25 protein-coding genes and 1 pseudogene are annotated in these 22,256 nt (G+C 59.4%); 10 read left to right on the forward strand and 16 right to left on the reverse strand.

Features of this window, described 5'->3' with window-relative positions; genetic code table 11:
• Window positions 1-69: 69 nt before the first annotated feature.
• The 3 genes from J3R84_RS23355 to J3R84_RS23365 all read right to left on the reverse strand — a co-directional run bounded on the left by J3R84_RS23355 (window position 70) and on the right by J3R84_RS23365 (window position 2,370).
• Complete coding sequence (locus tag J3R84_RS23355; RefSeq protein ID WP_203528835.1) at window positions 70-846, reverse strand: ABC transporter substrate-binding protein; 777 nt, start codon at window positions 844-846, stop codon at window positions 70-72.
• 130 nt (window positions 847-976) lie between these two features.
• Entirely contained in the window at window positions 977-1,372 is a 396-nt protein-coding gene (locus J3R84_RS23360; protein ID WP_203528834.1) for a VOC family protein, read from the reverse strand.
• A gap of 89 nt (window positions 1,373-1,461) precedes the next feature.
• Entirely contained in the window at window positions 1,462-2,370 is a 909-nt protein-coding gene (locus J3R84_RS23365) for a DMT family transporter (RefSeq protein ID WP_203528833.1), read from the reverse strand.
• Between the two features lie 450 nt (window positions 2,371-2,820).
• Here J3R84_RS23365 and J3R84_RS23370 point away from each other — a divergent pair, with 450 nt between their 5' ends.
• Together J3R84_RS23370 and J3R84_RS23375 are read left to right on the forward strand one after the other, a co-directional pair.
• Complete coding sequence (locus tag J3R84_RS23370; RefSeq protein ID WP_203528832.1) at window positions 2,821-3,924, forward strand: DUF475 domain-containing protein; 1,104 nt, start codon at window positions 2,821-2,823, stop codon at window positions 3,922-3,924.
• 115 nt (window positions 3,925-4,039) lie between these two features.
• A complete protein-coding gene (locus tag J3R84_RS23375) occupies window positions 4,040-4,318 on the forward strand; it encodes a hypothetical protein (RefSeq protein WP_203528831.1) in 279 nt (92 codons plus the stop codon).
• A 295-nt stretch (window positions 4,319-4,613) separates the two neighbouring features.
• Here J3R84_RS23375 and J3R84_RS23380 read toward each other — a convergent pair whose 3' ends face one another.
• The 6 genes from J3R84_RS23380 to J3R84_RS23405 form a co-directional block, all read right to left on the reverse strand.
• Window positions 4,614-5,546 (reverse strand): tyrosine-type recombinase/integrase, encoded by a 933-nt coding sequence (locus J3R84_RS23380; protein ID WP_207932850.1) that lies wholly within the window; start codon window positions 5,544-5,546, stop codon window positions 4,614-4,616.
• A gap of 180 nt (window positions 5,547-5,726) precedes the next feature.
• Complete coding sequence (locus J3R84_RS23385) at window positions 5,727-6,767, reverse strand: porin (RefSeq protein WP_207932851.1); 1,041 nt, start codon at window positions 6,765-6,767, stop codon at window positions 5,727-5,729.
• Between the two features lie 521 nt (window positions 6,768-7,288).
• Window positions 7,289-7,456, reverse strand: a complete 168-nt coding sequence (locus J3R84_RS23390) for a hypothetical protein (protein WP_203529422.1) — start codon at window positions 7,454-7,456, stop codon at window positions 7,289-7,291.
• 257 nt (window positions 7,457-7,713) lie between these two features.
• Window positions 7,714-9,231, reverse strand: coding sequence for a tripartite tricarboxylate transporter permease (locus tag J3R84_RS23395; RefSeq protein ID WP_057223159.1), 1,518 nt, complete (start codon window positions 9,229-9,231; stop codon window positions 7,714-7,716).
• Window positions 9,232-9,245: 14 nt separating this feature from the next.
• Window positions 9,246-9,737 (reverse strand): tripartite tricarboxylate transporter TctB family protein, encoded by a 492-nt coding sequence (locus J3R84_RS23400; RefSeq protein WP_203529420.1) that lies wholly within the window; start codon window positions 9,735-9,737, stop codon window positions 9,246-9,248.
• A complete protein-coding gene (locus J3R84_RS23405; protein WP_203529418.1) occupies window positions 9,734-10,678 on the reverse strand; it encodes a Bug family tripartite tricarboxylate transporter substrate binding protein in 945 nt (314 codons plus the stop codon). Before J3R84_RS23405 ends, J3R84_RS23400 begins: the two co-directional genes overlap by 4 nt.
• A 482-nt stretch (window positions 10,679-11,160) precedes the next feature.
• Here J3R84_RS23405 and J3R84_RS23410 point away from each other — a divergent pair, with 482 nt between their 5' ends.
• On the forward strand, window positions 11,161-11,406 hold the full coding sequence (locus J3R84_RS23410) for a type II toxin-antitoxin system VapB family antitoxin (RefSeq protein WP_203529416.1): 246 nt from the start codon (window positions 11,161-11,163) through the stop codon (window positions 11,404-11,406).
• Window positions 11,406-11,684: a PIN domain-containing protein gene (locus J3R84_RS23415; protein WP_203529415.1), complete on the forward strand. Its 279-nt coding sequence runs from the start codon at window positions 11,406-11,408 to the stop codon at window positions 11,682-11,684. Before J3R84_RS23410 ends, J3R84_RS23415 begins: the two co-directional genes overlap by 1 nt.
• Before the next feature lie 303 nt (window positions 11,685-11,987).
• Here the strand turns inward: J3R84_RS23415 and J3R84_RS23420 are convergent, their stop codons facing one another.
• On the reverse strand, window positions 11,988-12,785 hold the full coding sequence (locus J3R84_RS23420; RefSeq protein WP_203529413.1) for an NAD(P)H-dependent oxidoreductase: 798 nt from the start codon (window positions 12,783-12,785) through the stop codon (window positions 11,988-11,990).
• Between the two features lie 94 nt (window positions 12,786-12,879).
• On the opposite strand from J3R84_RS23420, the gene J3R84_RS23425 reads away from it, so the two are divergent.
• Window positions 12,880-13,794 (forward strand): LysR family transcriptional regulator, encoded by a 915-nt coding sequence (locus tag J3R84_RS23425; RefSeq protein ID WP_057204582.1) that lies wholly within the window; start codon window positions 12,880-12,882, stop codon window positions 13,792-13,794.
• A 104-nt stretch (window positions 13,795-13,898) separates the two neighbouring features.
• Here the strand turns inward: J3R84_RS23425 and J3R84_RS23430 are convergent.
• A pseudogene (locus tag J3R84_RS23430) lies at window positions 13,899-14,105 on the reverse strand (ABC transporter substrate-binding protein); the annotation flags it as partial.
• A gap of 277 nt (window positions 14,106-14,382) precedes the next feature.
• Here J3R84_RS23430 and J3R84_RS23435 point away from each other — a divergent pair.
• Together J3R84_RS23435 and J3R84_RS38810 are read left to right on the forward strand one after the other, a co-directional pair.
• The gene (locus J3R84_RS23435) at window positions 14,383-14,625 is read left to right on the forward strand and encodes a type II toxin-antitoxin system Phd/YefM family antitoxin (protein WP_057204578.1); all 243 of its coding nucleotides are present in this window, start codon (window positions 14,383-14,385) and stop codon (window positions 14,623-14,625) included.
• Window positions 14,625-14,903 carry a PIN domain-containing protein gene (locus J3R84_RS38810; RefSeq protein WP_309239239.1) on the forward strand — a complete coding sequence of 93 codons (279 nt, stop codon included), beginning with the start codon at window positions 14,625-14,627 and terminating at the stop codon, window positions 14,901-14,903. The genes J3R84_RS23435 and J3R84_RS38810 overlap by 1 nt, the downstream gene beginning before the upstream one ends.
• 366 nt (window positions 14,904-15,269) lie before the next feature.
• Here J3R84_RS38810 and J3R84_RS23445 read toward each other — a convergent pair whose 3' ends face one another.
• Window positions 15,270-16,337: an ABC transporter substrate-binding protein gene (locus J3R84_RS23445; protein WP_057218798.1), complete on the reverse strand. Its 1,068-nt coding sequence runs from the start codon at window positions 16,335-16,337 to the stop codon at window positions 15,270-15,272.
• 77 nt (window positions 16,338-16,414) lie between these two features.
• Here J3R84_RS23445 and J3R84_RS23450 point away from each other — a divergent pair, with 77 nt between their 5' ends.
• The 3 genes from J3R84_RS23450 to J3R84_RS23460 all read left to right on the forward strand — a co-directional run bounded on the left by J3R84_RS23450 (window position 16,415) and on the right by J3R84_RS23460 (window position 19,487).
• Window positions 16,415-17,092, forward strand: a complete 678-nt coding sequence (locus J3R84_RS23450) for a response regulator (protein ID WP_057204573.1) — start codon at window positions 16,415-16,417, stop codon at window positions 17,090-17,092.
• A complete protein-coding gene (locus tag J3R84_RS23455) occupies window positions 17,089-18,468 on the forward strand; it encodes a sensor histidine kinase (RefSeq protein WP_203529411.1) in 1,380 nt (459 codons plus the stop codon). Before J3R84_RS23450 ends, J3R84_RS23455 begins: the two co-directional genes overlap by 4 nt.
• 398 nt (window positions 18,469-18,866) lie before the next feature.
• Window positions 18,867-19,487: an NUDIX domain-containing protein gene (locus J3R84_RS23460; protein WP_203529409.1), complete on the forward strand. Its 621-nt coding sequence runs from the start codon at window positions 18,867-18,869 to the stop codon at window positions 19,485-19,487.
• Between the two features lie 362 nt (window positions 19,488-19,849).
• On the opposite strand, the gene J3R84_RS23465 is transcribed toward J3R84_RS23460, so the two are convergent.
• From J3R84_RS23465 to J3R84_RS23480, 4 genes are all read right to left on the reverse strand, one after another.
• On the reverse strand, window positions 19,850-20,158 hold the full coding sequence (locus tag J3R84_RS23465) for a hypothetical protein (RefSeq protein ID WP_203529430.1): 309 nt from the start codon (window positions 20,156-20,158) through the stop codon (window positions 19,850-19,852).
• Between the two features lie 305 nt (window positions 20,159-20,463).
• The gene (locus tag J3R84_RS23470) at window positions 20,464-20,739 is read right to left on the reverse strand and encodes a type II toxin-antitoxin system RelE/ParE family toxin (RefSeq protein WP_203529408.1); all 276 of its coding nucleotides are present in this window, start codon (window positions 20,737-20,739) and stop codon (window positions 20,464-20,466) included.
• Complete coding sequence (locus J3R84_RS23475; protein WP_203529406.1) at window positions 20,739-20,999, reverse strand: CopG family ribbon-helix-helix protein; 261 nt, start codon at window positions 20,997-20,999, stop codon at window positions 20,739-20,741. Before J3R84_RS23475 ends, J3R84_RS23470 begins: the two co-directional genes overlap by 1 nt.
• Before the next feature lie 495 nt (window positions 21,000-21,494).
• Window positions 21,495-21,719 (reverse strand): hypothetical protein, encoded by a 225-nt coding sequence (locus J3R84_RS23480; protein WP_057204567.1) that lies wholly within the window; start codon window positions 21,717-21,719, stop codon window positions 21,495-21,497.
• Window positions 21,720-22,256 lie beyond the last annotated feature (537 nt).

The raw sequence follows: 22,256 nt of genomic DNA on the forward strand, positions 1-22,256 counted from the left end.
AAACCACGGCTCGCTTTTGCGCAGCTAGCACCGACCGCCTTGGCGGCGGCCGGTGAAATCACGTTTGGCCTACTTCATCGTATAGACATCGATGGCGAAGTACTTGTCGTTGATCTTCTTGTAGGTGCCGTCGGCGCGGATTTCGTCGAGCGCCTTGTTGAGCTTCTCGCGCAGGTCGTTGTCGTCCTGGCGCACGGCTATGCCAACGCCGTCGCCGACGAACTTCTTGTCGGTGATCGGTTCGCCGATGATTTCGCAGCAAGCCTTGCCGTCGTCGTTCTTCGTCACCCAATCCAGGAGCGGCAGCATGTCACCGACCTGCAGATCAAGGCGGCCGTTGACCATGTCGAGATTGGCTTCATCCTGGGTCGGATAGAGCTTTATCTCGGCGTCCGGATAGGTGGCGGCGATAAAATCGGCCTGCGTGGTGCCCGACTGGGCGCCGATCACCTTGCCCTTGAGGGCCTCATTGGTAAACGTGGTGATGCCAGCGCCCTTCGGCGCCACATGCGTCATGGCCGCAAGATAGTAGGGATTGGTGAAGGCGACCTGCTTCTTGCGTTCCTCGGTGATGAACATCGACGCGATGATGAGGTCGTATTTCTTGGCTAGTAGACCGGGGATAATGCCGTCCCAATCCTGCGCGACAACCTCGCAGTCGGCCTTCATGCGCTCGCAAAGCGCCAGCCCGATATCGACATCGAAGCCACCGATCTTGCCGGCGGAATCGACGAAGTTGAAGGGCGGATAGGCGCCTTCGGTGCCGATCTTGATCTTGTCAGCGGCTGTCGCCGCCGTTGCCGTCGCCATGACAGCCAGCATCATTGCTGCAATCTGTTTCTTCATCCGTGTTCCCCTTGTTAGCGCATCATTCTTGATGCTTCCGGGAGAACACTAAGTCCGGTCCGCCTATAAGCGAAATAGATAGGCGCGATAATCGGTATTGTTTCGATTGATCATGACCGCCATCGGACGATCACTTGTACCGACCGTGGCGCTGCAGGACCTCGATCTTGTAGCCATCCGGATCGATGATGAAGAAGAACCGCGCCAGAAGTGCGCCGTCTCGATTGAACTCGACGATCTTGTTCGGACCAAGCCCCGCATCGGTCAATCGCTTGTGCTCGCTGTCGAGATCGCTCACCGATAAAGCGAGGTGACCGTAGCCATCGCCGAGCGCATAGGGCTCGGTTCGATCCTTGTTGATTGTCAGCTCGAGCTCGAACTCGCTCTCTTCATTGCTGAGATAAACAAGCGTGAAGGTTTCGAAATCGAGCCGCTCGGCTACGGAAAGCCCGAATGCCACTCTGTAAAAATCCAGGGACCTCTGCTCGTCGAGCACCCGGATCATCGAATGGATTGCTTTGGCCAAGTGAGCCTCCTTCAGCTTTGAGACGCGTGCGAGGTATCAGAGGACGGAGAAGGATGGAACACCCTTCCTCTCCAATCGCATGCTAACGGCTAGATTGTTCGGCCCCGCTTCTTCAACTGCTGTTCGCGGAAGAAGATGAAGAGGCCTGAGGCGACGATCAGCCCGGCGCCGATGATGACGGTCGGACGTGGCGTGTCGCCGAAGAACCACCAGCCGAAGACGACGGCCCAAAGCAGCAGCGTGTATTGCAGTGGCACCACCGTCGCCGCATCCGCGAGTTTCAGCGCACGGTTGACCAGAATGTGCGCGAGCATCGCCACGATGCCCAGCATGCCGAGCTGAAGGATCGCCTCGCCATCGACGGGCGCCCAACCGGCCGGGTTGGCGGCAACGCCGACCAGCGAAAAGACCAGAGCGCCGATCACCTGCCAGAAGACCAGTGTCGTATCCGGGGTCGTGCGCAGCGTTCGGCCGAGCATCAGCGCGAAGGCGAAGGCGGCGCTGCCGACAAGGGCGATCAGCGCCGGCAGACTGAAGGTGTCTTTAGACGGTTCGAGCGCGATTACGACGCCGGCAAAGCCGACGAGGATCGCTGTCCATCGCCTCCAGCCGACCTTCTCGCCGAGCAGGAACGGCGAGGCCGCGGCAACATAGATTGGCGCCGCCAACCAGTAGGTCATTGTGTCGGCGAGCGGCATGTAGGCGACGGCGAAATAGAAGGCAGACGCGTCTACGGCAAAAAGCAGCGAACGCAGCGCCTGGAGCCACGGGCGCTCGACCTTCAACATCGAACGCAGCCCGCGTTTCAGGATGAACGGCGAAAGCACGAGCAGGGCTGCAATGCTGCGAATGACCATCAACTGGCTGACGGAATAGGTCGCCACCAGCCATTTGCCCATGACGTCGTTGAGCGAGAACATCAACATGCCGAGAAGCATGATGATGACACCGGTCCGAGCGGCGTTCGGCGCGGTTGCGGAGGCAGTCAGTATGGTCATGGGAGCGGCTTTCAAACGTGTTCGCGTGGCTTTGACACATTCCGGCACGCCGATCCATCGTGCTGTTCGAATGGGACGATAAGTTTTACGAATGAATCCGGCCGGGACCGCCGGTCAATCTGCTTGGGAGAATTTCAATCCTGGAACACCAGTTCACTCTGTGAGAGATGGCGTTGCCTCTTGACGTAACGCGCGGCGCTGCTACTTAAGGGGTGATCCTGCCGTCCAGACATCGGACCGCGGGATGAACACTGGTGCCGGGCCCCTCTGGCGAGAGTTTTTACGGCGCTCTCGTGATGTCGGTACCGCCAGCAAATTAGCCGGCGGATTAGCTACCATGAAAACTGATCTCATGCCTAACGCATGTGCCATTTCGGCCGTGCGTGTTTTCGTTTCCAAACCCCATTTCTTCTCAGAGCCGGGTGTCGTGCGCGCGAAGGAGGTCCGTCAATGACGCAGCCTCAAACGCACACGACCACCATTGGCTATTTCAAGTGGGCATTCATCGTCACCGCGATCGGCCTGGTGCTGGGCGCCTGGCTCGGCTGGCAGTCGACCGGCACGATCGGCGGCATGGCCGCGGTCTTCTTCATCTGCACCGTGTTGGCCGTTCTCGAAATTTCGCTGTCCTTCGACAACGCGATCGTCAATGCCAACAAGCTGAAGGACATGACCCCGGAATGGCAGCACCGCTTCCTGACCTGGGGTATCATCATCGCCGTTTTCGGCATGCGTATCGTCTTTCCGCTGCTCATCGTCGTCATCGCGGCGGGCATCGGTCCGATCGATGCGATCGTTCTGGCGGCAAGCAAGCCCGAAGAATATGCCCGCATCATGAATGATGCGCATTTGCCGATCGCAGCTTTCGGCGGCACTTTCCTGATGATGGTGGGCCTCACCTACTTCTTCGATCATGAGAAGGATGTGCATTGGATCGCCTGGCTCGAAAGCAAGATGGCGCGTTTCGCCACGATCAAGGGCATCGAAATTGCCTTCGTGCTGGCGCTGATCCTTGGCTTCTCGACCCTGCTCGATCCGACAGAGGCGCATACCTTCGTTTATTCGGGTATCTACGGCCTCTTGACCTTCCTCGTCGTCGAGGTCGTCGGCGGCCTGCTCGACGCGTCGCAGCAGACGATGAGTGCAGCGGCAAAGGGTGGCTTCGGTGCCTTCCTTTACCTCGAAGTGCTTGATGCGAGCTTCTCGTTCGACGGCGTTATCGGCGCCTTCGCCTTGACGCAGAACCTCTTCGTCATCGCCATCGGCCTTGGCATCGGCGCGATGTATGTGCGCTCGATGACGATCATGCTGGTGGAGAGGGGCACGCTCAACGAGTACCGCTATCTGGAACATGGCGCATTCTACGCGATCCTGATCCTCTCGGTGGTCATGTACTTCCAGACGCTGGTGCACATCCCTGAGGTGATCACCGGCCTCGGCGGCGCTGCCCTGATCGGTATCTCGCTCTGGTCCTCGATCCGCTACAACAAGCGGGAGCGTGAGGCAGAGTTGGGTGGTAAAACCAGCCACGGCCATGCTCGCGTCGAGGCATAAACGCCTCGACCATAGGCGCTCTTAAAAAGGCCCCGGTGCAGGCGCACCGGGGCCTTTTTGCATGGAAGGGCCGGGTCGGCATTGCTAAAAGGCCATGTTCCCTGGATAAACGGTGATGATTTCAGGTGATCTGAAGCGGGTCTTGGAAGAGGTTTACCGGGCGGGCGCCCATCGGGTGCCGGCCGATTATATCGATTGGCCGCAAGAGCTTCATGCCGCCGTCTTTCGCGCCTTGAATATGCAATACATCACAAGACGCGAGATCGACGGTAGCGTCCGCTTTTCGCTGACGCAGGCGGGATACCGGGCAATCGATGCCGAGGTGCCGTGGGGTCGCATCCTGAGGCAGCGCATCAGGGACTTCCTACTGTCTGGCAAAAAACGCACTGACTAGTTTACAGTCGACGCCGAAAGTCTCCGCCGTGCCGAGCGCTCAGCGATTGAAGGGAGACCGCCGCTGAGCCGTTACGCGGGATTTGGATTGTTGTGCCATCGGGTGGGTATGTCGTGAACATTGGGAGCATTTGCCCCGCCCGGCGCTGGCCGGGGTTGCAGAGGGCGGGGCAAATGCAGCAATTTGGTCTCCACGAGCCCGAACCCGGTGGTTAGAAATCTAGACTTTAGGTCAGAATCAGGACTGTTCTGACTGTTATCGTCAACCCCAGACTAGGACGGCCGGGCGAACTCGCTCATGTAATATGGCGTTCAAGGACGGGTACACACATGTCCAGATCGTGGGATGCCAGGTGAGCATAACGCATCGTCATCTCGAGGGTCTGGTGGCCCAGCCACATCTGAACGCGTCTGAGATCGATACCGCCTCTCACCAAGCGTGACGCGCAAGTATGGCGCAAGACGTGCGGTACGATATCGGCCTCGTCCCCCATTCCGGCTGCTGTCTTTGCGTCATTCCAAACGGCGCGATACTTTTGCTGGTCAATGGACGCGAATGGACCGGGAGATCGATCCACTAGGGCATTAAGAGCCTGCTTGGCTCTGGCGGTTAGGGGTACAGTTCGGCTGCGGCCAGATTTGGTTACCCAAAACGTCACCCGCCCCTGGTGAACGTCATTCCATTTCAGAGCGATGGTCTCGCCGAGACGTGCGCCGGTATCGACGAGGAATATGGATAGTTTTAAATAGAGGTCTGAGCGGTTTCCGATTTCGCGAAACAGCGCTTCTTCTTCGTCCGGTTCGAGAAAGCGGAGGCGGCCCGCTCTTTCTTTCTGGCGCTTGAACTCCGGCAAACTATAGATGTCGCCCATTTTGTACGCTTTCCGCAGCAACTTGCTTAGCGCCGCCATCTTCCGGTTGATGGTTGCGTTGCTGTTGCGACGTTTGCGTAAAGCGCCGATCAGGTTGTCGAGCATGTCTTGTGAGAAAGTAGAGAAGCGAGCAGCGAGCAATATCTCGTCGAGTTCTCCGATGAAGGCTTTCACATTATATTTGTGGTTGCCTTCCTCCCACAGAATGTCGGCATAACGCTGAAGCAGTTCGGCGAGCGTGGTGTCCTTAACCACCCCGCTCGGACCCCGCGGGCTAAAACTGTAGTGGACTTCGTACCCGCTACTTAGGTTCGGGAAGTCGAAGTCGCCCGCTTGTTTTTCAGCATCCTTCCCCAACTCGCCGATCCCCTTGCCGACTGACGCCGGAGTGAGACCGATAAACCGACGGCTTTCAAGCCGGCGCTTGGTGTCTGGACATCGTCCTGTGCCGAGACGAGATGCAAACGTTGCTAAACAGCAACAGCCCGCAACTCGAATGTGAGTTGCGGGCCTGATATCAAACCTGACTAAGTCAGATTAGAAGTCGCGCTGCAGGCGGACGAAGCCGAATACCTGGTCGTCGCCGTTGTCTTCATCTTCGTACTGAACCGATACGCGGGTAGCGAGGCCTTCGGTGATCTTGTAGTCAACCGTTACACCAGCGCGCCATGCATCGTCGCCGCCGAAGCTGGTGAGCGAATCCTGCAGGCTACCGAAGTACTGAGCGCCAGGAGTGATCGCCAGCTTGTCGGTTGCGTTGAAGCGGTACGAAGCAGCAACGCTCCACTCAGACTGAGCCCAGTAAGCGTTCGGGTTCGAAGCCCAGATACCAGCGAGCTGGAAGACGCCCGGACCGAGGTCGGCCGAGAGCAAGCCGCGGACCGCGCCTTCTTCGAACTCGGTGTCGTAGCCGCCGAGCAAGTCGAAGGAAACGCCGCCGAGCGAAGCCGAAACGATACCGGAGATGCCAACGCCGTTTGCCTTGGTGGACCAGCCTTCGAGCTCGTCGATCGAGATACCGGCCTGGAAGGTGCCGCCGTCATAGAGGTAGGCAATCGAGTTGAACTCGGTGACGTTGCCGAGCGTGTCGGTTTCGCCGTTGATGCCCTTATCCCACCAGTTGTAGAAGAAACCGGCCTTCAGGCCACCGAGCTGGATGTAGGCTTCATCGACGTCGATGAAGTCGCTATCGCCAGAGTCGGTGTCGTTGTCGGCATTGAATTCAGCAGCGAAGAAGCCAGTGAGCGTGCCGTACTCGGTGTCGCTCTTGGCATCCCATGCGACGTAAGCGCGCGAGAAGACATCCCAGTCCGACGTGGACTGACCACCGAAGTCTTCCTCATTGTAACGGCTGTCAGCAGCGTCACGACCGAACGAGCCCTGAACGCGGATGAAGCCGCTGAGCTTCAGGCAGGTTTCGGTGCCCGGGATGTAGAAGTAGCCAGTGCCGAAAGCGTCGCAAACGCGAACGTATTCCATGGGCTCCGGCTCGGCTGCGACGATTGCGTCGGCTGCCTGTGCGCCGGATACTGCTGCGAGAGCTGCAGCGGAGCCGAGAAGAAGGCTCTTGATGTTCATTTCTGACCTCCAGACAAAATCAGACCGAGGAAGGTCTGGAACACTGAAGATCGCTGGGCCGAATAAAGCAGCCGGAGCGAAGTTTGTCAGTCTGAGATCTCGACGAAAACTGAACTCATTTGAGACGGCGCATCTCAAGCTTACTGGTTTTGCTACTGCCAGAGCAGCTCGCGATGGCTAGACGGTTCCGGTCCTCGGCCATTGGCCGGGATATTAAGACCCCTTGCCGCGCCACCTAGCTCTGTACGCTCATTCCGCTACGTCGTAGTGCCCGACCACTTCGGGCCTACCGATATCTCGGGCGAACCAGGGGCGCCACACCGCATTGGCTGGCAGGCGAAAGGCTCCACATCGCGAGGCCGCTCATCAGGCAGGGAAAATGACGGGTAAGGGACGGCGCGACGTAGTACTTTAACGCGGCCTAGTACTTAAATTGAACGGCCCGGTCGTCTCTCGATCCCGAGCCGTTTCATCCTTGGGAGGATAAGGCGCCCCGTCGCAACGCGCGCTGGAAATCTCTGTTAGCTGCGGCGTGCGTCCGGAAAATTAGCCGGATCGATGCCGAGCGTGCGCAGGTCGCTCGCCTTCGGGCGGCGGTGGCCTTCGACAGCAGCGGCAGCAGCGCTAGCGGCGCCGAGAACTGCGAATGCGCGGCCGATGAAACCGGTGCGGTAAGTTGTGGTAGCCATCACTTTGCTCGCTTTCGTTTTCTCTCTGATGAGCAAAAGATGGGGTTTGCACGGTCTTTTTGCAATGCACAATTGGACACTCCAGCCATGCAACGAAAGCAGGCCCGGTCGATTATCGATCGACCGAGCCTGCTGATTGAGCCTTGGGAGGCACCGCACAATTCCCTAAATCGGAACCGAGTTAGGGACAAGTTACGCAGCAGATAAAAATGTTCCAGCGCCGCGCGCCTGAACTGGCGCGCGGCGCTGCAGTGCTTTTAGTCTTCGTTGGCTGCAAGCTGCGCCAGCACTTCGCCGCGTCCGCGAGCCCTGAGGATCAGCGGGATGATCAGTGCGGCAGCGGCAATGACCAGCAGAACGGCGGCGATCGGCGAGGTGAAGAGCACGCTGACGTCTCCCTGGCTGATTGCCAGCGCCCGGCGGAGCTGCTGCTCGGCGAGCGGCCCAAGGATCAGGCCGACGACGACAGGCGCGATCGGATAGCCGAACACACGCATGGCATAGCCGAGCAGGCCGAAGGCGAGCAGCATACCCAGTTCGTAGACCGACGGGTTGGCGCCGATGGTACCGAGCGTCGCAAACAAGAGAATGCCGGCATAAAGCCATGGCTTCGGGATGGTCAGCAGCTTAACCCAAAGGCCGATCAGCGGCAGGTTCAGGACCAGCAGCATGAAGTTGGCAATCAAGAGGCTGGCGATCAGACCCCAGACGAGCTGTGGGTTGGTGGCAAACAACAGCGGACCGGGCTGCAGGCCGTACTGCTGGAAACCGGCGAGCATGATCGCGGCGGTCGCCGTCGTCGGCAGGCCGAGGGTCAGAAGCGGAACGAGCGTGCCGGCTGCCGATGCATTGTTGGCGGCTTCCGGACCCGCGACTCCTTCGATGGCGCCGTTGCCGAACTCTTCGGGATGTTTCGCCAGACGCTTTTCCGCCGCATAGGATAGGAAGGTGCCGATCTCGGCGCCGCCGGCAGGCATCGCGCCGATCGGGAAGCCAATGAACGTACCGCGAAGCCAGGGCTTCCACGAGCGCGCCCAGTCGGCCTTGCTCATCCAGATCGAACCGCGCACCGCCTCGACCTTATCCGGCCCCTTCTCGCCTTGTGCGGCAATAAACAGTGTCTCGCCGATGGCGAACATCGCCACTGCAAGCGTCGTGACCTCGATACCGTCAAGCAACTCGGGAACACCGAACGAAAGGCGCGCCTGGCCCGTCAACTGGTCGATGCCGACGACCGAAAGCGCCAAGCCGACAAAAAGCGCCGTCAAGCCACGAAGCGTGGAATCGCCGAACGCAGATGAAACGGTCACGAAGGCAAGAACCATCAGCGCGAAATATTCGCGCGGACCGAAGACCAGGGCGAGCTTGACGATATAGGGCGCGATGAAGGCAAGGCCGAGCGTCGCGATCAGGCCGGCAACGAACGAGCCGATGGCGGCAGTCGCAAGGGCGGGTCCGCCCCTTCCGGCCCGCGCCATCTTGTTGCCTTCGAGCGCGGTGACGATCGAGGCGCTTTCGCCCGGTGTGTTGAGGAGGATCGAGGTGGTCGAGCCGCCATACATGCCGCCGTAATAGATACCGGCGAACATGATCAGCGAGCCGGCCGGATCGAGCTGGTAGGTGACAGGCAGCAGAAGCGCGACGGTCAGGGCCGGGCCGATGCCGGGAAGAACGCCGACGGCGGTTCCGAGCGTCACGCCGATCAGCGCGTAAAGCAGGTTCATTGGCTGGGCAGCAACCCACAGTCCCTGCAACAGGAATTCAAAAGTAGCCATGGTCTACGGCCCTCTTAGAAGAACAGATGTTCAAGCGGCCCTGCGGGCAGCGACAACTGCAGGAGCTTGGCGAAAATCACCCAGACGGCAAAACAGAGCGCAATACCAACTGGCAGGGAGAACCAGAGCTTGCGCTTGCCAAAGCCGCGCGCGGTGAGCGCAAAGAGAATGCCGGTGGCGATCGAAAAGCCTGCGACGTTCAAGAGCAGCATCTGCGCTGCAAGCCCGGCGACGATCCAGATGACCGGTGAGATTTCCTGATGCTCGCGCTCGGGGAAATCGTTTCGGAATGCGGCAAAGATGGTCCAGACGGCGAGGGCCGCAAGACAGCAGGCGATCGCATAGGGGACCGTCGTCGGTCCGACCTGGGAGTAACCGGCAGCGCCTGCCAGGCGCGACACGTCCCAGAAAATGAGGCCAGCGATGGCGGCCAGCACGGCCGCGATGAAGAGCGCCGCCCGATCCGGGCGACGCGTTGTGGTCGAAGGGTTGAGCCCCTTGGTCATTTCACCAGTCCAATGTCCTTGAGGACGCCTTCGGTGGCCGAAACGTCCTTGTCGAGCTGGGCGGCGAAGGCGTCGCCTGCGAGGTAGCTATCCTGCCAACCCTTGGTCTTCAGGACTTCCTGCCAGCCGGCCGACTTGGCGAGCTTTTCGACGTCGGCCGAAACGGCTGCCTTCTGCTCGTCGGTGAGACCAGGTGCTGCTGCAACCATGCGCCAGTTTTCAACGACGACGTCGAGGCCGGATTCCTTCAGCGTCGGCGCGTCGATGCCGGGGAGGCGCTCGCCGCTCGATACTGCGATCAGGCGCAGCGTGCCGGCCTTGACCTGGGCTTCGAACTCGCCGTAGCCGGAGATGCCGGCCGTAACCTGGCTGCCGAGGATGGCTGCAAGGGCTTCGCCGCCGCCGGAATAGGCGATGTAGTTGATCTTGGTCGGGTCGACACCGGCTGCCTTGGCAATCAGGCCAACGGCGATGTGGTCGGTACCGCCGGCAGAGCCGCCAGCCCAGGAAACGGCGCCCGGATCCTTCTTGAGGGCTTCGACGAGGTCAGCCATCGTCTTGATTTCGGAAGCGGCCGGAACGACGATCGCTTCATATTCGCCAGTGAGGCGTGCGATCGGAGTGACATCCTTGAGGGTAACCGGCGACTTGTTGGTCAGGATTGCGCCGACCATGACGTAACCGCCGACGATCAGGGCGTTCGGGTTGCCCTTCTGCTGGCTTGCGAACTGGGCGAGGCCGATGGTGCCGCCGGCGCCCGGTACGTTTTGAACCTGAACGTTGCCGGAAATGCCTTCCTGCTGCATTACGGTCTGGAGCGAGCGAGCCGTCTGGTCCCAGCCGCCGCCCGGATTTGCCGGAGCGATGATGGTGTAGTCAGCCGCATAGGCCGGCAGCGCCATTGCGCCGGCGAGAATGGATGCCAGGAAAAAGTGTTTCAAGGTCAGTCCTCCATGAGGCGCGATTTTCCACGCGCACGTTGTTTCTGCGTGCGAACGGGAAGACGCGACGGTGCCCAAAGGACCCTTGTCGCTGACCGGATTGGTGACTTCCTCCCAGTGCGCAACCGGCGGGCCCGCCTCCACGGGGCGCCAGCGACTGCTAAGCCATCATAGAAAGCTGACATTAAGCTGACATCAAGTCCTCATTGCGAAAAAGAAGCGTAGTGTTTACGGAATCTTAGGTGTTGCTTGCCGCTTGCGGCGCGAAAGGGCTCGCCATGGGGCAGGCGCCCCTACCGTTTCCGGTTGTCGCGCGAATCGCGAACGTTCGCGGGCCATTTGCCAACTAGGAAGATGTGGGGCGAGAAGGCCAATTCTCTTCGTGTTATGGCGCACTGTAAGCTTAGTGTTCTGTATTGGGTCACATGAATATTCGGAATAGAATATTCGAATATTCCTTGTTGCATATTCAGGAGAAAGCCATGGCGCTCTATATTCGTGACGATACAGTCGACGATCTCGCTTCCGAGCTCCAGAAGCTGTCCAAGGCTCCTAATAAGACAGAGGCCGTTCGGCGCGCCTTGCAGCACGAACTCGAGCGCCTCCGGGAAGAAGTGCCGTTACGCGAGCGCGTCGCGAAAATTCAAGCCAGGTTCAGAGCGCGGATGGGGTCGAACAAGCGCAACTTTGACATGAAGCGCTTCACCGATGAGATGTGGGAACTCTGATGTTTCTGGACGCCTCTGTGATCGTGGCGGTGTTGGCTGATGTCGGGTATCATCTCGCCAAAATCGAGATGTCAAAGACGCCAATCTTCTATTCGTCACTTGCTGTGTTCGAAGCGGTGATCAGCCTGGCACGGATCATTGCCATCTCGCACAACGGCAACCAGGCTCCAACGCCACCGGATATCATCGAACTGGCGCAGGAGAGTGTTGCGCAATTCCTTGAAGCAATCGATGGGCAAGATGCCTATCAGCGGATCCCTGCACCGCGCAGCGATTGAGGCGGCACGCAACTATGGTCGCTTCGTCGGCCGCTAATTTTTCCAGGACAGATGTTGCCTGAGATCGCCAGCCGCGACGATCCCAGGCCGTAGACAACTCACCAATACCTTGTCCTGAGTAGCAGCCAACGTCCTGACCCCGGCACCATCGCCGGAATGCAACGCGGCGTGTGGTCGTTCGGCGCCACCACAAGGTTGAGGTCGGAGTTCCGTCCGCCATCCGTTTTCCGATCAGACCCGGAAACGGATGGCGATGATGCGCAAGTGCTGGTGGAGCCGCTTCTGCAAATTTCATCTGAAACGCTACTCGGCTGCTCCTTGCCGATTGACGTGGAGGGCGAAGCCGCGGTCACCCGGATTGACGAGGTCTGGACGGAGCTGAAGGCTCGGGATCAGATAGTCACCACCGTTTTGTTGCCGGTAGGGAATAGGCGGGGTTGTGGCAAGCGTCCGCATCCGCTCGCGCAGACGTTCCGCAACATCTGCGAAGCCAGCTTGATCGATACGATCGACCCTGTAGGCAACGAAGGGAGGAAGCACATCATATCCCGGGTAGTAAAGGATCCCGTGGTTGATGGGAAACAAGAGGTCTTCGATCGGTCCGTTGACCCCGCGGGCCGAGTAGTGTTCCTGCCAGCCGCCGGTGGTGACGATCAGCATCGCTCGCTTGCCCTTGAGCGTGCCCTCGCCAAACCGGTCGCCCCAATAGGTGTCGTTGTGTTCGCCGACGCCATAGGCAAATCCGTAGGCATAGACCCGATCCACCCAGCCTTTCAGGATGGCTGGCATTGTGTACCACCAGAGCGGAAACTGCAGGATGAGTGTATCCGCCCATAAGAGCTTCTCGTGTTCCGCCGTCACATCCTGCGTGAGGGTATCGGTCGTGAAGGCGGCTTTTGAGGCGCGGCTCGGCTTGAACTGCGTGTCGGCTGAAATCGAAGGGAAGTCGCTCCGATCGACCTCGGATTTCCATTTTTCGGCATAGAGGTCAGATACACGGACTTCGTGGCCCTGAGCCTCGAGTTCGCGGATGGCGACGTCGCGGAGCGCGCCGTTGAGCGAACGCGGTTCTGGATGGGCGAAAACAAGCAAAACTTTCATGGTCAGCATTCCTGTGTTGAGAAACCGACCCTTGATGTAGACGACACCCAAGTGTTTCACTATAACTTGGGAATGCATATGATTGTGCCGAAAAATGGATAAGTCCAACATCACGCTCGAACGCATGCGGACATTCGTGCGCGTTGCCGAGCGTGGCAGCCTGTCAGCCGTTGCGCGTGAACTCGGGCTCGGGCAGTCGACGGTCACGCGGCATTTGCACGAACTGGAGGAGGCGCTGGGCGTGCCTCTCATCAGTCGCACGACCCGGCGCGTGACGGTGACCGACGAGGGCAGCCGGTACTATGCCAACAGCGTCCAGATCCTGCGCCTCGTGGAGCAGGCCGGCGACGAGGCACTAGGCACCCGTGGTGCCTCGGCCGGCACGATCCGGGTCTCCTGCACCGCGGCTTTCGGCGTTCTGCACGCCACGCGACTGATCTTTGCCTTTCAGGAAAAATACCCGGATATCGGTGTTGATCTCAGCCTGACGGACGAGCGCATCGATCTTGTGCGGGAGGGCATCGACATCGCGCTCCGCCTGGGGCCGCTCAACGACAGTTCGCTGAAATTGCGGGCACTGGGCCAAAGCCAGCGTCTGCTGGTCGCCGCGCCGGATTATCTCGCCAAGCGAGGGACACCGGTCGTTCCCCGGGATCTATCGGACCACGAGGGCATTCGCATGTCGAATGTGGCGGGCAGCGACATGCTGGAACTTCACGGGAACGCCGGGGAACGGCATATGGTGCCCTTTCACGGGCGTCTACGCGTCGACCATGGATTGGCGGCGCGCGAGGCGCTCGTCGCCGGCCGCGGCATCGCCCCCGCGCACCGTTGGTTGGTCGACGATCTGCTCGCTGATGGCCGGTTGATACGCATCCTTCCGGACCATTTTCTGCCAGCCGTGCCCTTGAGCATGCTGATCGTGCCGGAGCGTGCAGGCATTGCCCGGGTGCGGTTGCTTGTGGACTATCTCGCGGAACGGATCGGCGACATTCCAGGTCTGGAGTAACCGGGTTGTGCTGACACACGACCGTCCATGGTCGCAGACACGTTTGAGCGACCCCATATTGATCGAGGCCAACGAAATAGATTTCACTGGGTTGATCGTTGGGACTAGTGGAGCCGCAGAACCTCGTTCCAGCGGGCAATCAGCCGGGACCGCTTGACCTGGTCGAGATAGACCATCAGCCCGGGACTGACGGGAACCGGCCGAAATTGGGCACCGAGTATTTCCTGCACGGTGTTGGCGGTGTCTTCGCCGGCGACATCCGGGCTGACGGCGGGGATCTGCAATTGCCGCGCCGTGATCGTCCGGCCTTCCGGCAGACGCAGCGCCACCGTCGCGAGGCCCGTTCCGATCAGGTCTATGATCCAGAGAAAAGGGGGCGCCTGCAATTGGACGAGCATGCCGCCCACTTGTGAAGTGAAAATTGCTACCGAGCCGCGCGCTTTGGCCTCAAATCTGGAGAGAAAGCACTCATCGGCATTGTATGGTGGCATGGTGCTGTTCAAACATAGGACGTCTAAGTCGCTTGGCTCTTGCTCGGGAGCGTCGATGCGGCAGTATGACCACGGGGGTCATTATTTGGAGGCCGACATGAAAGAGATCCGGCTCAAAGATGCCAAGGCAACGCTTTCTGCCGTTGTCGATCAGGCGGTTCACGGCAATCCTGCGATCATCACCCGACATGGCAGAAAGGAAGCAGTGGTGCTTTCGTTCGAGGAGTATGAAAAGCTGAAACACGTTCCAAGTTTCGGACGGCTCCTAGCGTCCTATCCAGGTGATGACGACGATATCCCACCGCGCGGTCACAAGCCGAGCCGGATGATTGATCTCTGATGTTTCTGGTCGACACGAACGTGATATCTGCGCTTGCCCCGTCCAAACGTCAAAGTTCCGAGCAGCTTGTCGAATGGCTCGATAAAGCCAGTTCGCAGCTGTTCCTATCTGCTATTTCGGCCGCTGAGGTTAATTCAGGGATCACGAAGGCGGAACGAGAAGGTGCGACTACCAAGGCGCAGCGGTTAAAAGATTGGTGGGAAATCATAGAGTATCTGTACGCGCAGAAGCTGCTCCGTTCGATCTGCAATGCGCGCCTGCAGCCGGGCAGATTCTAGATAACGCCCCAGCAGTCGGGTTTCGAGGATATTGTAATAGCTGCCACAGCCCAAGTGCATAGCCTGACTGTTTTGACAAGCAATCTGCGTCTTTTTGGACCGTTAGGCGTTCGAGCACTCGATCCCTTCGAGGCAATGCCGGAGTTATATGGTAGGGCTTATCACTTATAGCGCTGCGGCTTCCGTGAATTGACGCAGAAGCGCTCTCTTCGACGCTGAACACGACGGGTCATTTCGGGTGAGCCGCGCCGAAAGTCCAAGGTGCTGTCGCTGGCTGCTAGACACCCAACTTCTCCCGGTGGGCTGCGATCCCCGAGGGCTGACCGAGTAACGAAAGCAGATGTCGACCCGGTCAAAACGCTGGAACTAGTGGAGCCGCAGCACCTCGTTCCAGCGGGCAATCAGCCGGGACCGCTTTACCTGGTCGAGATAAACCATCAGCCCGGGACTGACAGGCACCGGACGCAACTGGGCGCCGAGCATTTCCTGCATGGTGTTGGCGGTGTTTTCGCCAGCGACATCCGGGCTGACAGCGGGGATTTGCAATTGCCGCGCCATGATCGTCTGGCCTTCCTTGGACATGAAGAATTCCAGATAGCGGCGGCCGAGGTCAGGCGAGGCGGATGCTTGTGGCACGAGGCCGATCCGCGACATCACTACGGTATAGTCCTTGGGCAGGACGATGCCGACATCCGGGTGTCGGGCTGCCCAATCGGCGGCGTAGGAGCCGAGGATGTTGTAGCCGAGCACGAACCGCCCGTCGGCGACCCGCTCCAGAATGGCCTGGCTGGTGGAATAGAGTTTGACGCCGGCGGCGCCCATGGCCTGGATGACATCCCAGATGTCGCCGAACTGCTCCTGGTCGCGCGACATGAAGAGAAAGCCGACGCCGGAGCGCTCGATGTCATAGGTGCCGATCCGGCCGAAGACATCGGCGCCCTGGCGCTTGAGATAGGCGACGAATTCGGCGCGGGTCGAAGGCGGCGCTTCCTTGGTAAAGCTCGGCTTATGATAGACGAAGACAGCCGGTTCGAACGTTAGCGCATAGGCGGTATTGCGCCAATTGGCCCAGGTCGGCCAGCGGCCGCTCATCGGCAGGTCGCTGCGCTGGGCATAGCCGTCATTGCTCAGTTTGACTTGCAGGTCCATCGCAGACGAGAAGGCGAAGTCCGCGGTCTTCAGCCCCGCGTCGGTTTCCTTGACGATCCGGTCGTAGATCTCCCCCGTCAGCATGTCCTCATAGCGCACTGCGACATCCGGATTGGCTTTTTGAAAGCCGAGGATCATGGGTTTGGCGAGCGGCTCGTCGAGCGAGGAGTAGACGACCAGCGTCCTGGCGTCCGAGGCGCCCGAAAGCGCCGGGAAAATGACCGGTGCGGCCAGAAGGAGCCGGGGGCAAAGAACCAAAAAGAGAAAAGAAATCAAGTACCGCATAAATTCACAATGCCTCAGCGCGCCACCGTTCACAAGCAAGGCAACGGCGGATAGAGTGGAGAGGGGAGTGAAGACAATTGCGCATATTGCTTGTTGAAGACAATCAGGTCCTCGCCGAGGGTCTGTCGGCCATCCTGCGTGGTAGCGGCTATGCCGTCGATGTCGTCAGCGACGGCGCGTCGGCCCACGCGGTTGCCGCCGCCGAGACGTTCGATCTGGTGATCCTCGACCTGAACCTGCCGGAGATGGACGGGCTCGATGTTCTCAGGGCGATGCGTGCCCGACAGAACAGTGCGGCGGTATTGATCCTGACGGCGCGGGGCACGCCGGAGGAGCGGGTGAAGGGGCTCGATCTCGGCGCCGACGATTACATGATCAAGCCGTTCGATATCGGCGAGTTTGAAGCGCGCGTACGCGTGCTGCTTCGCCGGCAGGCGGGATTGCGCGCGTCAACGGTCAGCTACGGCAATGTGTCGCTCGACCTCAATGCACGTAGCTTTTCGTCCGGTGGCGTGCCGATCGAAATCCCGGCCCGAGAGCTGGGGCTGCTCGAACTCCTGTTCATGCGCGCCGGCAAGGTCGTCGCCAAGGAGGCGATCATGCAATCGCTGACCGGCTTTGACGACGATCTGAGCCCGAATGCGATCGAACAATATGTCAGCCGCCTCAGGAAGCGGCTTGCGCCACACGGCCTAACGGTCAGAACGGCGCGCGGTATCGGCTACTATCTCGACAAAGCGGCCGGGTCGGAATGAGGGCGGCGGTCTATTCCCTTCGCCGCAGGCTGCTTGGCTGGCTGTTGATCTCAACCGCCGTCATCGGCGTCGCGGCGCTGACCGACACCTACCGCGAGGCGGTGACGACAGCCAATGTCGTGTCGGACCGCGTTCTTGCCGGTTCGGCGCTCGCCATCGCCGAGCGCGTGGTTGTGGCGGAGGATGGTTCGCTCGAGGTGGACATCCCCTATGTGGCGCTCGAGATGTTGACCTCGGCGGCGCAGGATCGTGTCTTCTACCGTGTCGATGGACCGCCCGGACAATTCATCACCGGCTACCAGACCCTGCCGTCTCTGGACGAAGTTCCCGGTAGCTCCACGACCTTTGCCGACTCCTCGTTCCGCGGCGAGCCCATCCGGATCGCGGCACTGCGCCGGTCGGCTTCGACGGGCATCAACTCGGTTCCCTTCGTCGTGACGGTTGCCGAAACGACCATCGCGCGCCGACAGCTGGCGCAGACGATTCTCGTTCGTTCCGCCTTGCGCCTCGGCCTGATGATCGCCGGTGCCGCGGTCATCGTTTGGATTGCCGTCACCTTCTCACTCAGGCCGCTCTATCGCTTAGGCGATGCGATCGCCGAGCGCAGTCCCGACGATCTGCATCCGATCGGCGAGCGCGTACCAAACGAAGTCCAGGGGCTTGTCGACACGGTCAATTCGTTCATGGGACGTCTTCAGTCGGCGCTCGACGCGCTGCGCAATTTTACCGGCAACGCCAGCCATCAGCTGCGCACGCCGCTCGCAATCATCCGAACGCAACTGGCCTTGGCACTGCGCGCAGGCTCGATCGAGGACACCAAGAAGGCGGTGAAAAAGGCCGACGAGGCCGTTGCGAACGCCGAGCGCATTCTGGCGCAGTTGCTGCTGATGGCGAAGATCGACGCTGCCGGAAAGGACGAGACGCGCAAGCTGGAGCGGATCGACCTTGTCGAGCTGGCGCGCGGCATCACCGCCGAACATGTGCCAGCCGCCGGTGACGCCGGCATCGATCTGGGTTTCGACGGCGAGGGCGAAGCCTTCGTTCGTGCCGAACCCTTGCTGGTCGGCGAGATGCTGAAGAACCTGATCGGCAATGCGCTGCTCTATGCCGGGCGAGGGGCGGAGGTCACGACGCGGGTGAGCGAAAAGGAAGGCGTCGTATCGCTGGAGGTCGAAGACAGTGGACCCGGGATCAGGCCGGAATTGCGCGAGGGCGTGCTCAGGCGGTTTCAGCGCGGCGCCAGCGAAGCGCCTGGAACGGGGCTCGGTCTGCCGATCGTCGAGGAAATTGCTGCCCTCTACGGAGCGCGAACCAGCCTGACCGATGGAGCAGGTGGGCGCGGGCTTAGGGTTGCCATCCTGTTTCCGGCCGGCTGAACAGGGCGGGCCGCTCAGTCCCCATCCGGCGCGCGCAAACAGAGTTGTTCCACCGTTGTAGGCCACCGATCCATAGTTCGGTCCTCGATCCGGCAAACGGACGTATCCATCCCAGGATCTACATCTGCACATCATTCGAGAGCCCCTCCGAGGCTGCGAAGCTAGCTGGCGTTGCGCCATGATCCCCGCCACGAACAAAGGAGGCGCTATTCAAAGCGGTTGGGAGCGCGCGACCTCAAGTTTTTCGGCGCAACGGGCGGTGCTTGGGGAGGCGCGCTGCGGCGGCCTAATTCTCGGTGTGCACGAAATTGCTTGACATTGCACGAAAATGCACGAAATTTGCCGTCAAACAAGGAACGGCGACTTATGCTGACCTTGCCACAATGAAAGAGGTCAAGATGAGCATTGCACACCGCGTTCGCCTAGAGGATGTCACCATCCTCTCGGACGACTGGTACGTCCTAAAGAAAACGACTTTTTCCTTCCTGCGCGCCGACGGCAATTGGCAGCGACAGTCGCGAGAGACCTACGACCGGGGAAACGGTGCGACGATCCTTCTCTACGATCCGAAACGCCGCACGGTGATACTCACCCGACAGTTTCGCTATCCAGCCTTCGTCAATGGTCATGATGACCTTCTCATCGAAGCGCCGGCCGGCTTGCTCGACAATGCCGAGCCGGAAGCACGCATCCGCGCAGAAACGGAAGAGGAGACAGGCTTTCGTGTGCGCGATGTGCGCCTGGCGTTCGACGCGTTCATGAGCCCTGGCTCCGTAACGGAGCGGCTACACTTCTTCGTTGGCGAGTACCAGCCAGGCGACCAGGCTTCGGCAGGTGGTGGCAACGAGGCCGAAGGGGAGGATATTGCCGTCCTGGAAGTTGGTATCGACGAGGCGCTTGCGATGGTCGGCTCGGGGGCAATTCGGGATGGAAAAACGATCATGCTGCTGCAGTACGCCGCCTTGAACCTCTTCTCCAATCGGACGCCAACCGACGTTGGCGCAGCAAGCCCTCCCTGAGACGGCAGCAGTCACCGTCGCGGCAGCCTTTGAGCAATTGCGATAAAACTGCGACGCAGTCTTCCGTTTGGATTTGCGTCCGACCTGGAGCGTCAGCCCGTGACTGCAGCTTCATTTTGCGGGGCGGACAAAGCTGCAAACTTGCCCACACCCCGCGCCGGTATTCGGCCTTAGGCTGTTGCAAAAACGGCCCGACGCCGAGGATCTCTTTTTCCGGAAGATCGGGCGGCAAAAGCTGCTATGGCGAACTGGTCGTCGTCTTCGATGAACGCGACACGCTGATGCGCTGGAACTAGGCCGCCTAAACGGCCCCAGCATTCCGCTTGCAATAGAGCAAGCCGGACAAGGATTGGAGATGCGCTTTAGCGGCTGCGCCGACCGAAGAGGGAAGCTGTTTCGCGGGTCTGGACCCGAAGCATCGCGTTCCAAAGCTGAAGAACGAAACGCGGCTGGAACTGGCTCGCAAGCTTGCGCTGCGACAACATGATAAATCTCCGATAGTTTTGGATGGATTTGATATAGTCGATCGCGGATGCAGTTGCCAGAGCGGTAGCGCCGTGGCAGCCCTGCACGGCAAGCATATGTCGAAATCCGCTCGCCGCCGCCAAAATACGTCGACGTGGACAATAAAATGCCGGAATGATTTTCATCAACCCGGTCAGTTGGCTCACTGTGAGAATAGATCTTCTTCGGAGTATCAGGCTTTCTTGCGCTTCTTCTGTTGATAGACACCGAGGACGACGGCGGCAACGACGATCAAGCTGTGGGCGATTCCTGATAGCAGGTGTCGACTCGCAGGAAAGTGAAGCCGGCGTTCATAACATCGAAGATGGGGGGCGGTGATGCGGTCGGCAAAACCGATCAATCCCATGCGCTATGATGCGTCGAAACGCGGATATGTAACAAGAGTGATTGCGAGCCGGGTCGTTCCATCGCGACGTCTATCGTGCAAGTGCGAAGTGGGGCTGGCCTTGGCTCAACGGGCCTCGCGGGTATGCCATACGCGCAGTACATAGATGATCGACTGTTGAATCTCGTATCGGATCTCATAATGCCCAACGAGGATTCGGCGGACTTCGCGAGCCGCAAATTCTTCGAGCTTCTCGCCAAGTCGAGGCTGTTCAACTAGGCGTGTCGGTGCAGTCGTCAACGGTTGAACCGTGCGTGCGGCGGCTCGCCGATTAACGGGAGCTAGAAATTCGAAAGGGCGCGCGAGATCACCAAGGGTTTTGCTTGTCCAATTAACCTGCATCAGAGCGGAACAGAGAGCGGCTTGTCGTTGTCCAGACTATCGGCCCAGGCTTGCACGGCCTGATGATCAATAACTTGACCGGCGTCCACGTCCGCGAGCGCTTCAAGTGTGAGCAGGCGCCGTTCATCCTCTTGATCTACCCAGGCAGTGAGTGCCTGCTTGATGATCCAGCCGCGCGAACGTTCCAGCCTGCTAGCCAACTGATCTACCCTCTCCGCAAGCGGCAGCGGAACATGCGCTGTCAGTACTTTGGTTTTCATTGAACGCTTCCTGTGTAATCGACCTTAATCATAGTGATCAGATTTGCTTAAGTGGAGAGGCTGTAAGTGTCGAATGCACCAACCGACCTCGGACAACCAAATCCGGACGATCCATTGTGATGCACATAATTGGCAATTGCATTGTCGCTCACCTTTCATCAAAGGCCGAGAGCACAGTGCTTGCCGTCCTCCTGATCGCGCCGGTAGCATCATAAATACAAAGACCAATGAGCATCGCCGCAGCCCACTATGAAATCTTCTGAGACTTTCCATCCTATCGCGACTTCATGCTACACCCGCAGACCTTGGAGGTTTTCGCGATCGTCGGTTGGTAAGGTTGGAAAAGGATGCTGTCAGCGTTGGCATAAACTGGAGCGGTGAGCGTGCGCCTGGCTTCGATGTCACGCCTGCCGACGTTCGCAGAAGGCTTACATACGGCTCGTCGAAGAAATGCATCCAAAAATCAGGCGGCCGAAGCCGCCCTTTCTAGTTTCATTATTTGGCGAACGTTGTCTTTCCACCAATCGGCGCGCCGTCCTTGGTCGAGCTCTTCTTGCCATGCTTGGTTGATGTGGCAAGGCCGCGCGAAGACCCGAAGGCCAATTCAATCTGACCGGCTGTTTTGACGGTGGACTGCTTTTCGGCTGGCATCGACGGCACAGCAGCAATGGCGGAAGTCGCAAAAGCGAGAGACGCCAGGGCGGCGATAGTGATTTTCATTGGTAGTCTCCTAGGTTCGAACCTCCCGCCAAGGAATGCGGGAAGCTTTTGCCTAGGACTATTGCTGAGACGGCGACATACGGCAGGTGTCGTATTTCGACCGTTCCGCGATCCGCGACGCCTCGAAATGGTTACCGACTTGATTCGAACACATTGGCCTCCTATATACCTCGTCGTTGGCATTGCTATGAGCGCTGAATGATTCGCCGCTCGCAAATGCCTCGTCGCTTTAGACTTTTGACCACGGATGTACTGGCACTGGTTTGGTAAGCGATGATGAGGAAGGTCGGTGCGGTTTCGCCCCGGCCTTTTTTCATGGGAATTGATCTCAATTTGTTCCTACTGCCGACGAGCTAATCCAGCTTAGACTGACATGCGCGGTATGTCCTGTGGATGTGTCGTTCTCGCGTTTTAGATATAGCTCGAAATTGGACGCGATCACCCAATAACCGCTGTGCCGTGCTACGGATCAATGACTGACAAAATTGCGCCGGGCGAATCCGCACCGACCTTAACGAACGATGCTGCTGCGATTTT

It is taken from the genome of Ensifer canadensis, from assembly GCF_017488845.2.
In the GTDB taxonomy this organism is placed as follows: domain Bacteria; phylum Pseudomonadota; class Alphaproteobacteria; order Rhizobiales; family Rhizobiaceae; genus Ensifer; species Ensifer canadensis.

Bases quoted from the DNA above. Each gene is read 5' to 3' on its own strand.
- J3R84_RS23400 (WP_203529420.1), bottom strand. From the start codon at position 9,737: ATGACCAAGGGGCTCAACCCTTCGACCACAACGCGTCGCCCGGATCGG.
- J3R84_RS23470 (WP_203529408.1), bottom strand. From the start codon at position 20,739: ATGCAGGTTAATTGGACAAGCAAAACCCTTGGTGATCTCGCGCGCCCT.
- J3R84_RS23390 (WP_203529422.1), bottom strand. From the start codon at position 7,456: ATGGCTACCACAACTTACCGCACCGGTTTCATCGGCCGCGCATTCGCA.
- J3R84_RS23415 (WP_203529415.1), top strand. From the start codon at position 11,406: ATGTTTCTGGACGCCTCTGTGATCGTGGCGGTGTTGGCTGATGTCGGG.
- J3R84_RS38810 (WP_309239239.1), top strand. From the start codon at position 14,625: ATGTTTCTGGTCGACACGAACGTGATATCTGCGCTTGCCCCGTCCAAA.
- J3R84_RS23420 (WP_203529413.1), bottom strand. From the start codon at position 12,785: ATGAAAGTTTTGCTTGTTTTCGCCCATCCAGAACCGCGTTCGCTCAAC.
- J3R84_RS23410 (WP_203529416.1), top strand. From the start codon at position 11,161: ATGGCGCTCTATATTCGTGACGATACAGTCGACGATCTCGCTTCCGAG.
- J3R84_RS23475 (WP_203529406.1), bottom strand. From the start codon at position 20,999: ATGAAAACCAAAGTACTGACAGCGCATGTTCCGCTGCCGCTTGCGGAG.
- J3R84_RS23395 (WP_057223159.1), bottom strand. From the start codon at position 9,231: ATGGCTACTTTTGAATTCCTGTTGCAGGGACTGTGGGTTGCTGCCCAG.
- J3R84_RS23480 (WP_057204567.1), bottom strand. From the start codon at position 21,719: ATGAAAATCACTATCGCCGCCCTGGCGTCTCTCGCTTTTGCGACTTCC.
- J3R84_RS23455 (WP_203529411.1), top strand. From the start codon at position 17,089: ATGAGGGCGGCGGTCTATTCCCTTCGCCGCAGGCTGCTTGGCTGGCTG.
- J3R84_RS23435 (WP_057204578.1), top strand. From the start codon at position 14,383: ATGAAAGAGATCCGGCTCAAAGATGCCAAGGCAACGCTTTCTGCCGTT.
- J3R84_RS23445 (WP_057218798.1), bottom strand. From the start codon at position 16,337: ATGCGGTACTTGATTTCTTTTCTCTTTTTGGTTCTTTGCCCCCGGCTC.
- J3R84_RS23425 (WP_057204582.1), top strand. From the start codon at position 12,880: ATGGATAAGTCCAACATCACGCTCGAACGCATGCGGACATTCGTGCGC.
- J3R84_RS23365 (WP_203528833.1), bottom strand. From the start codon at position 2,370: ATGACCATACTGACTGCCTCCGCAACCGCGCCGAACGCCGCTCGGACC.
- J3R84_RS23385 (WP_207932851.1), bottom strand. From the start codon at position 6,767: ATGAACATCAAGAGCCTTCTTCTCGGCTCCGCTGCAGCTCTCGCAGCA.
- J3R84_RS23375 (WP_203528831.1), top strand. From the start codon at position 4,040: ATGATTTCAGGTGATCTGAAGCGGGTCTTGGAAGAGGTTTACCGGGCG.
- J3R84_RS23355 (WP_203528835.1), bottom strand. From the start codon at position 846: ATGAAGAAACAGATTGCAGCAATGATGCTGGCTGTCATGGCGACGGCA.
- J3R84_RS23370 (WP_203528832.1), top strand. From the start codon at position 2,821: ATGACGCAGCCTCAAACGCACACGACCACCATTGGCTATTTCAAGTGG.
- J3R84_RS23460 (WP_203529409.1), top strand. From the start codon at position 18,867: ATGAGCATTGCACACCGCGTTCGCCTAGAGGATGTCACCATCCTCTCG.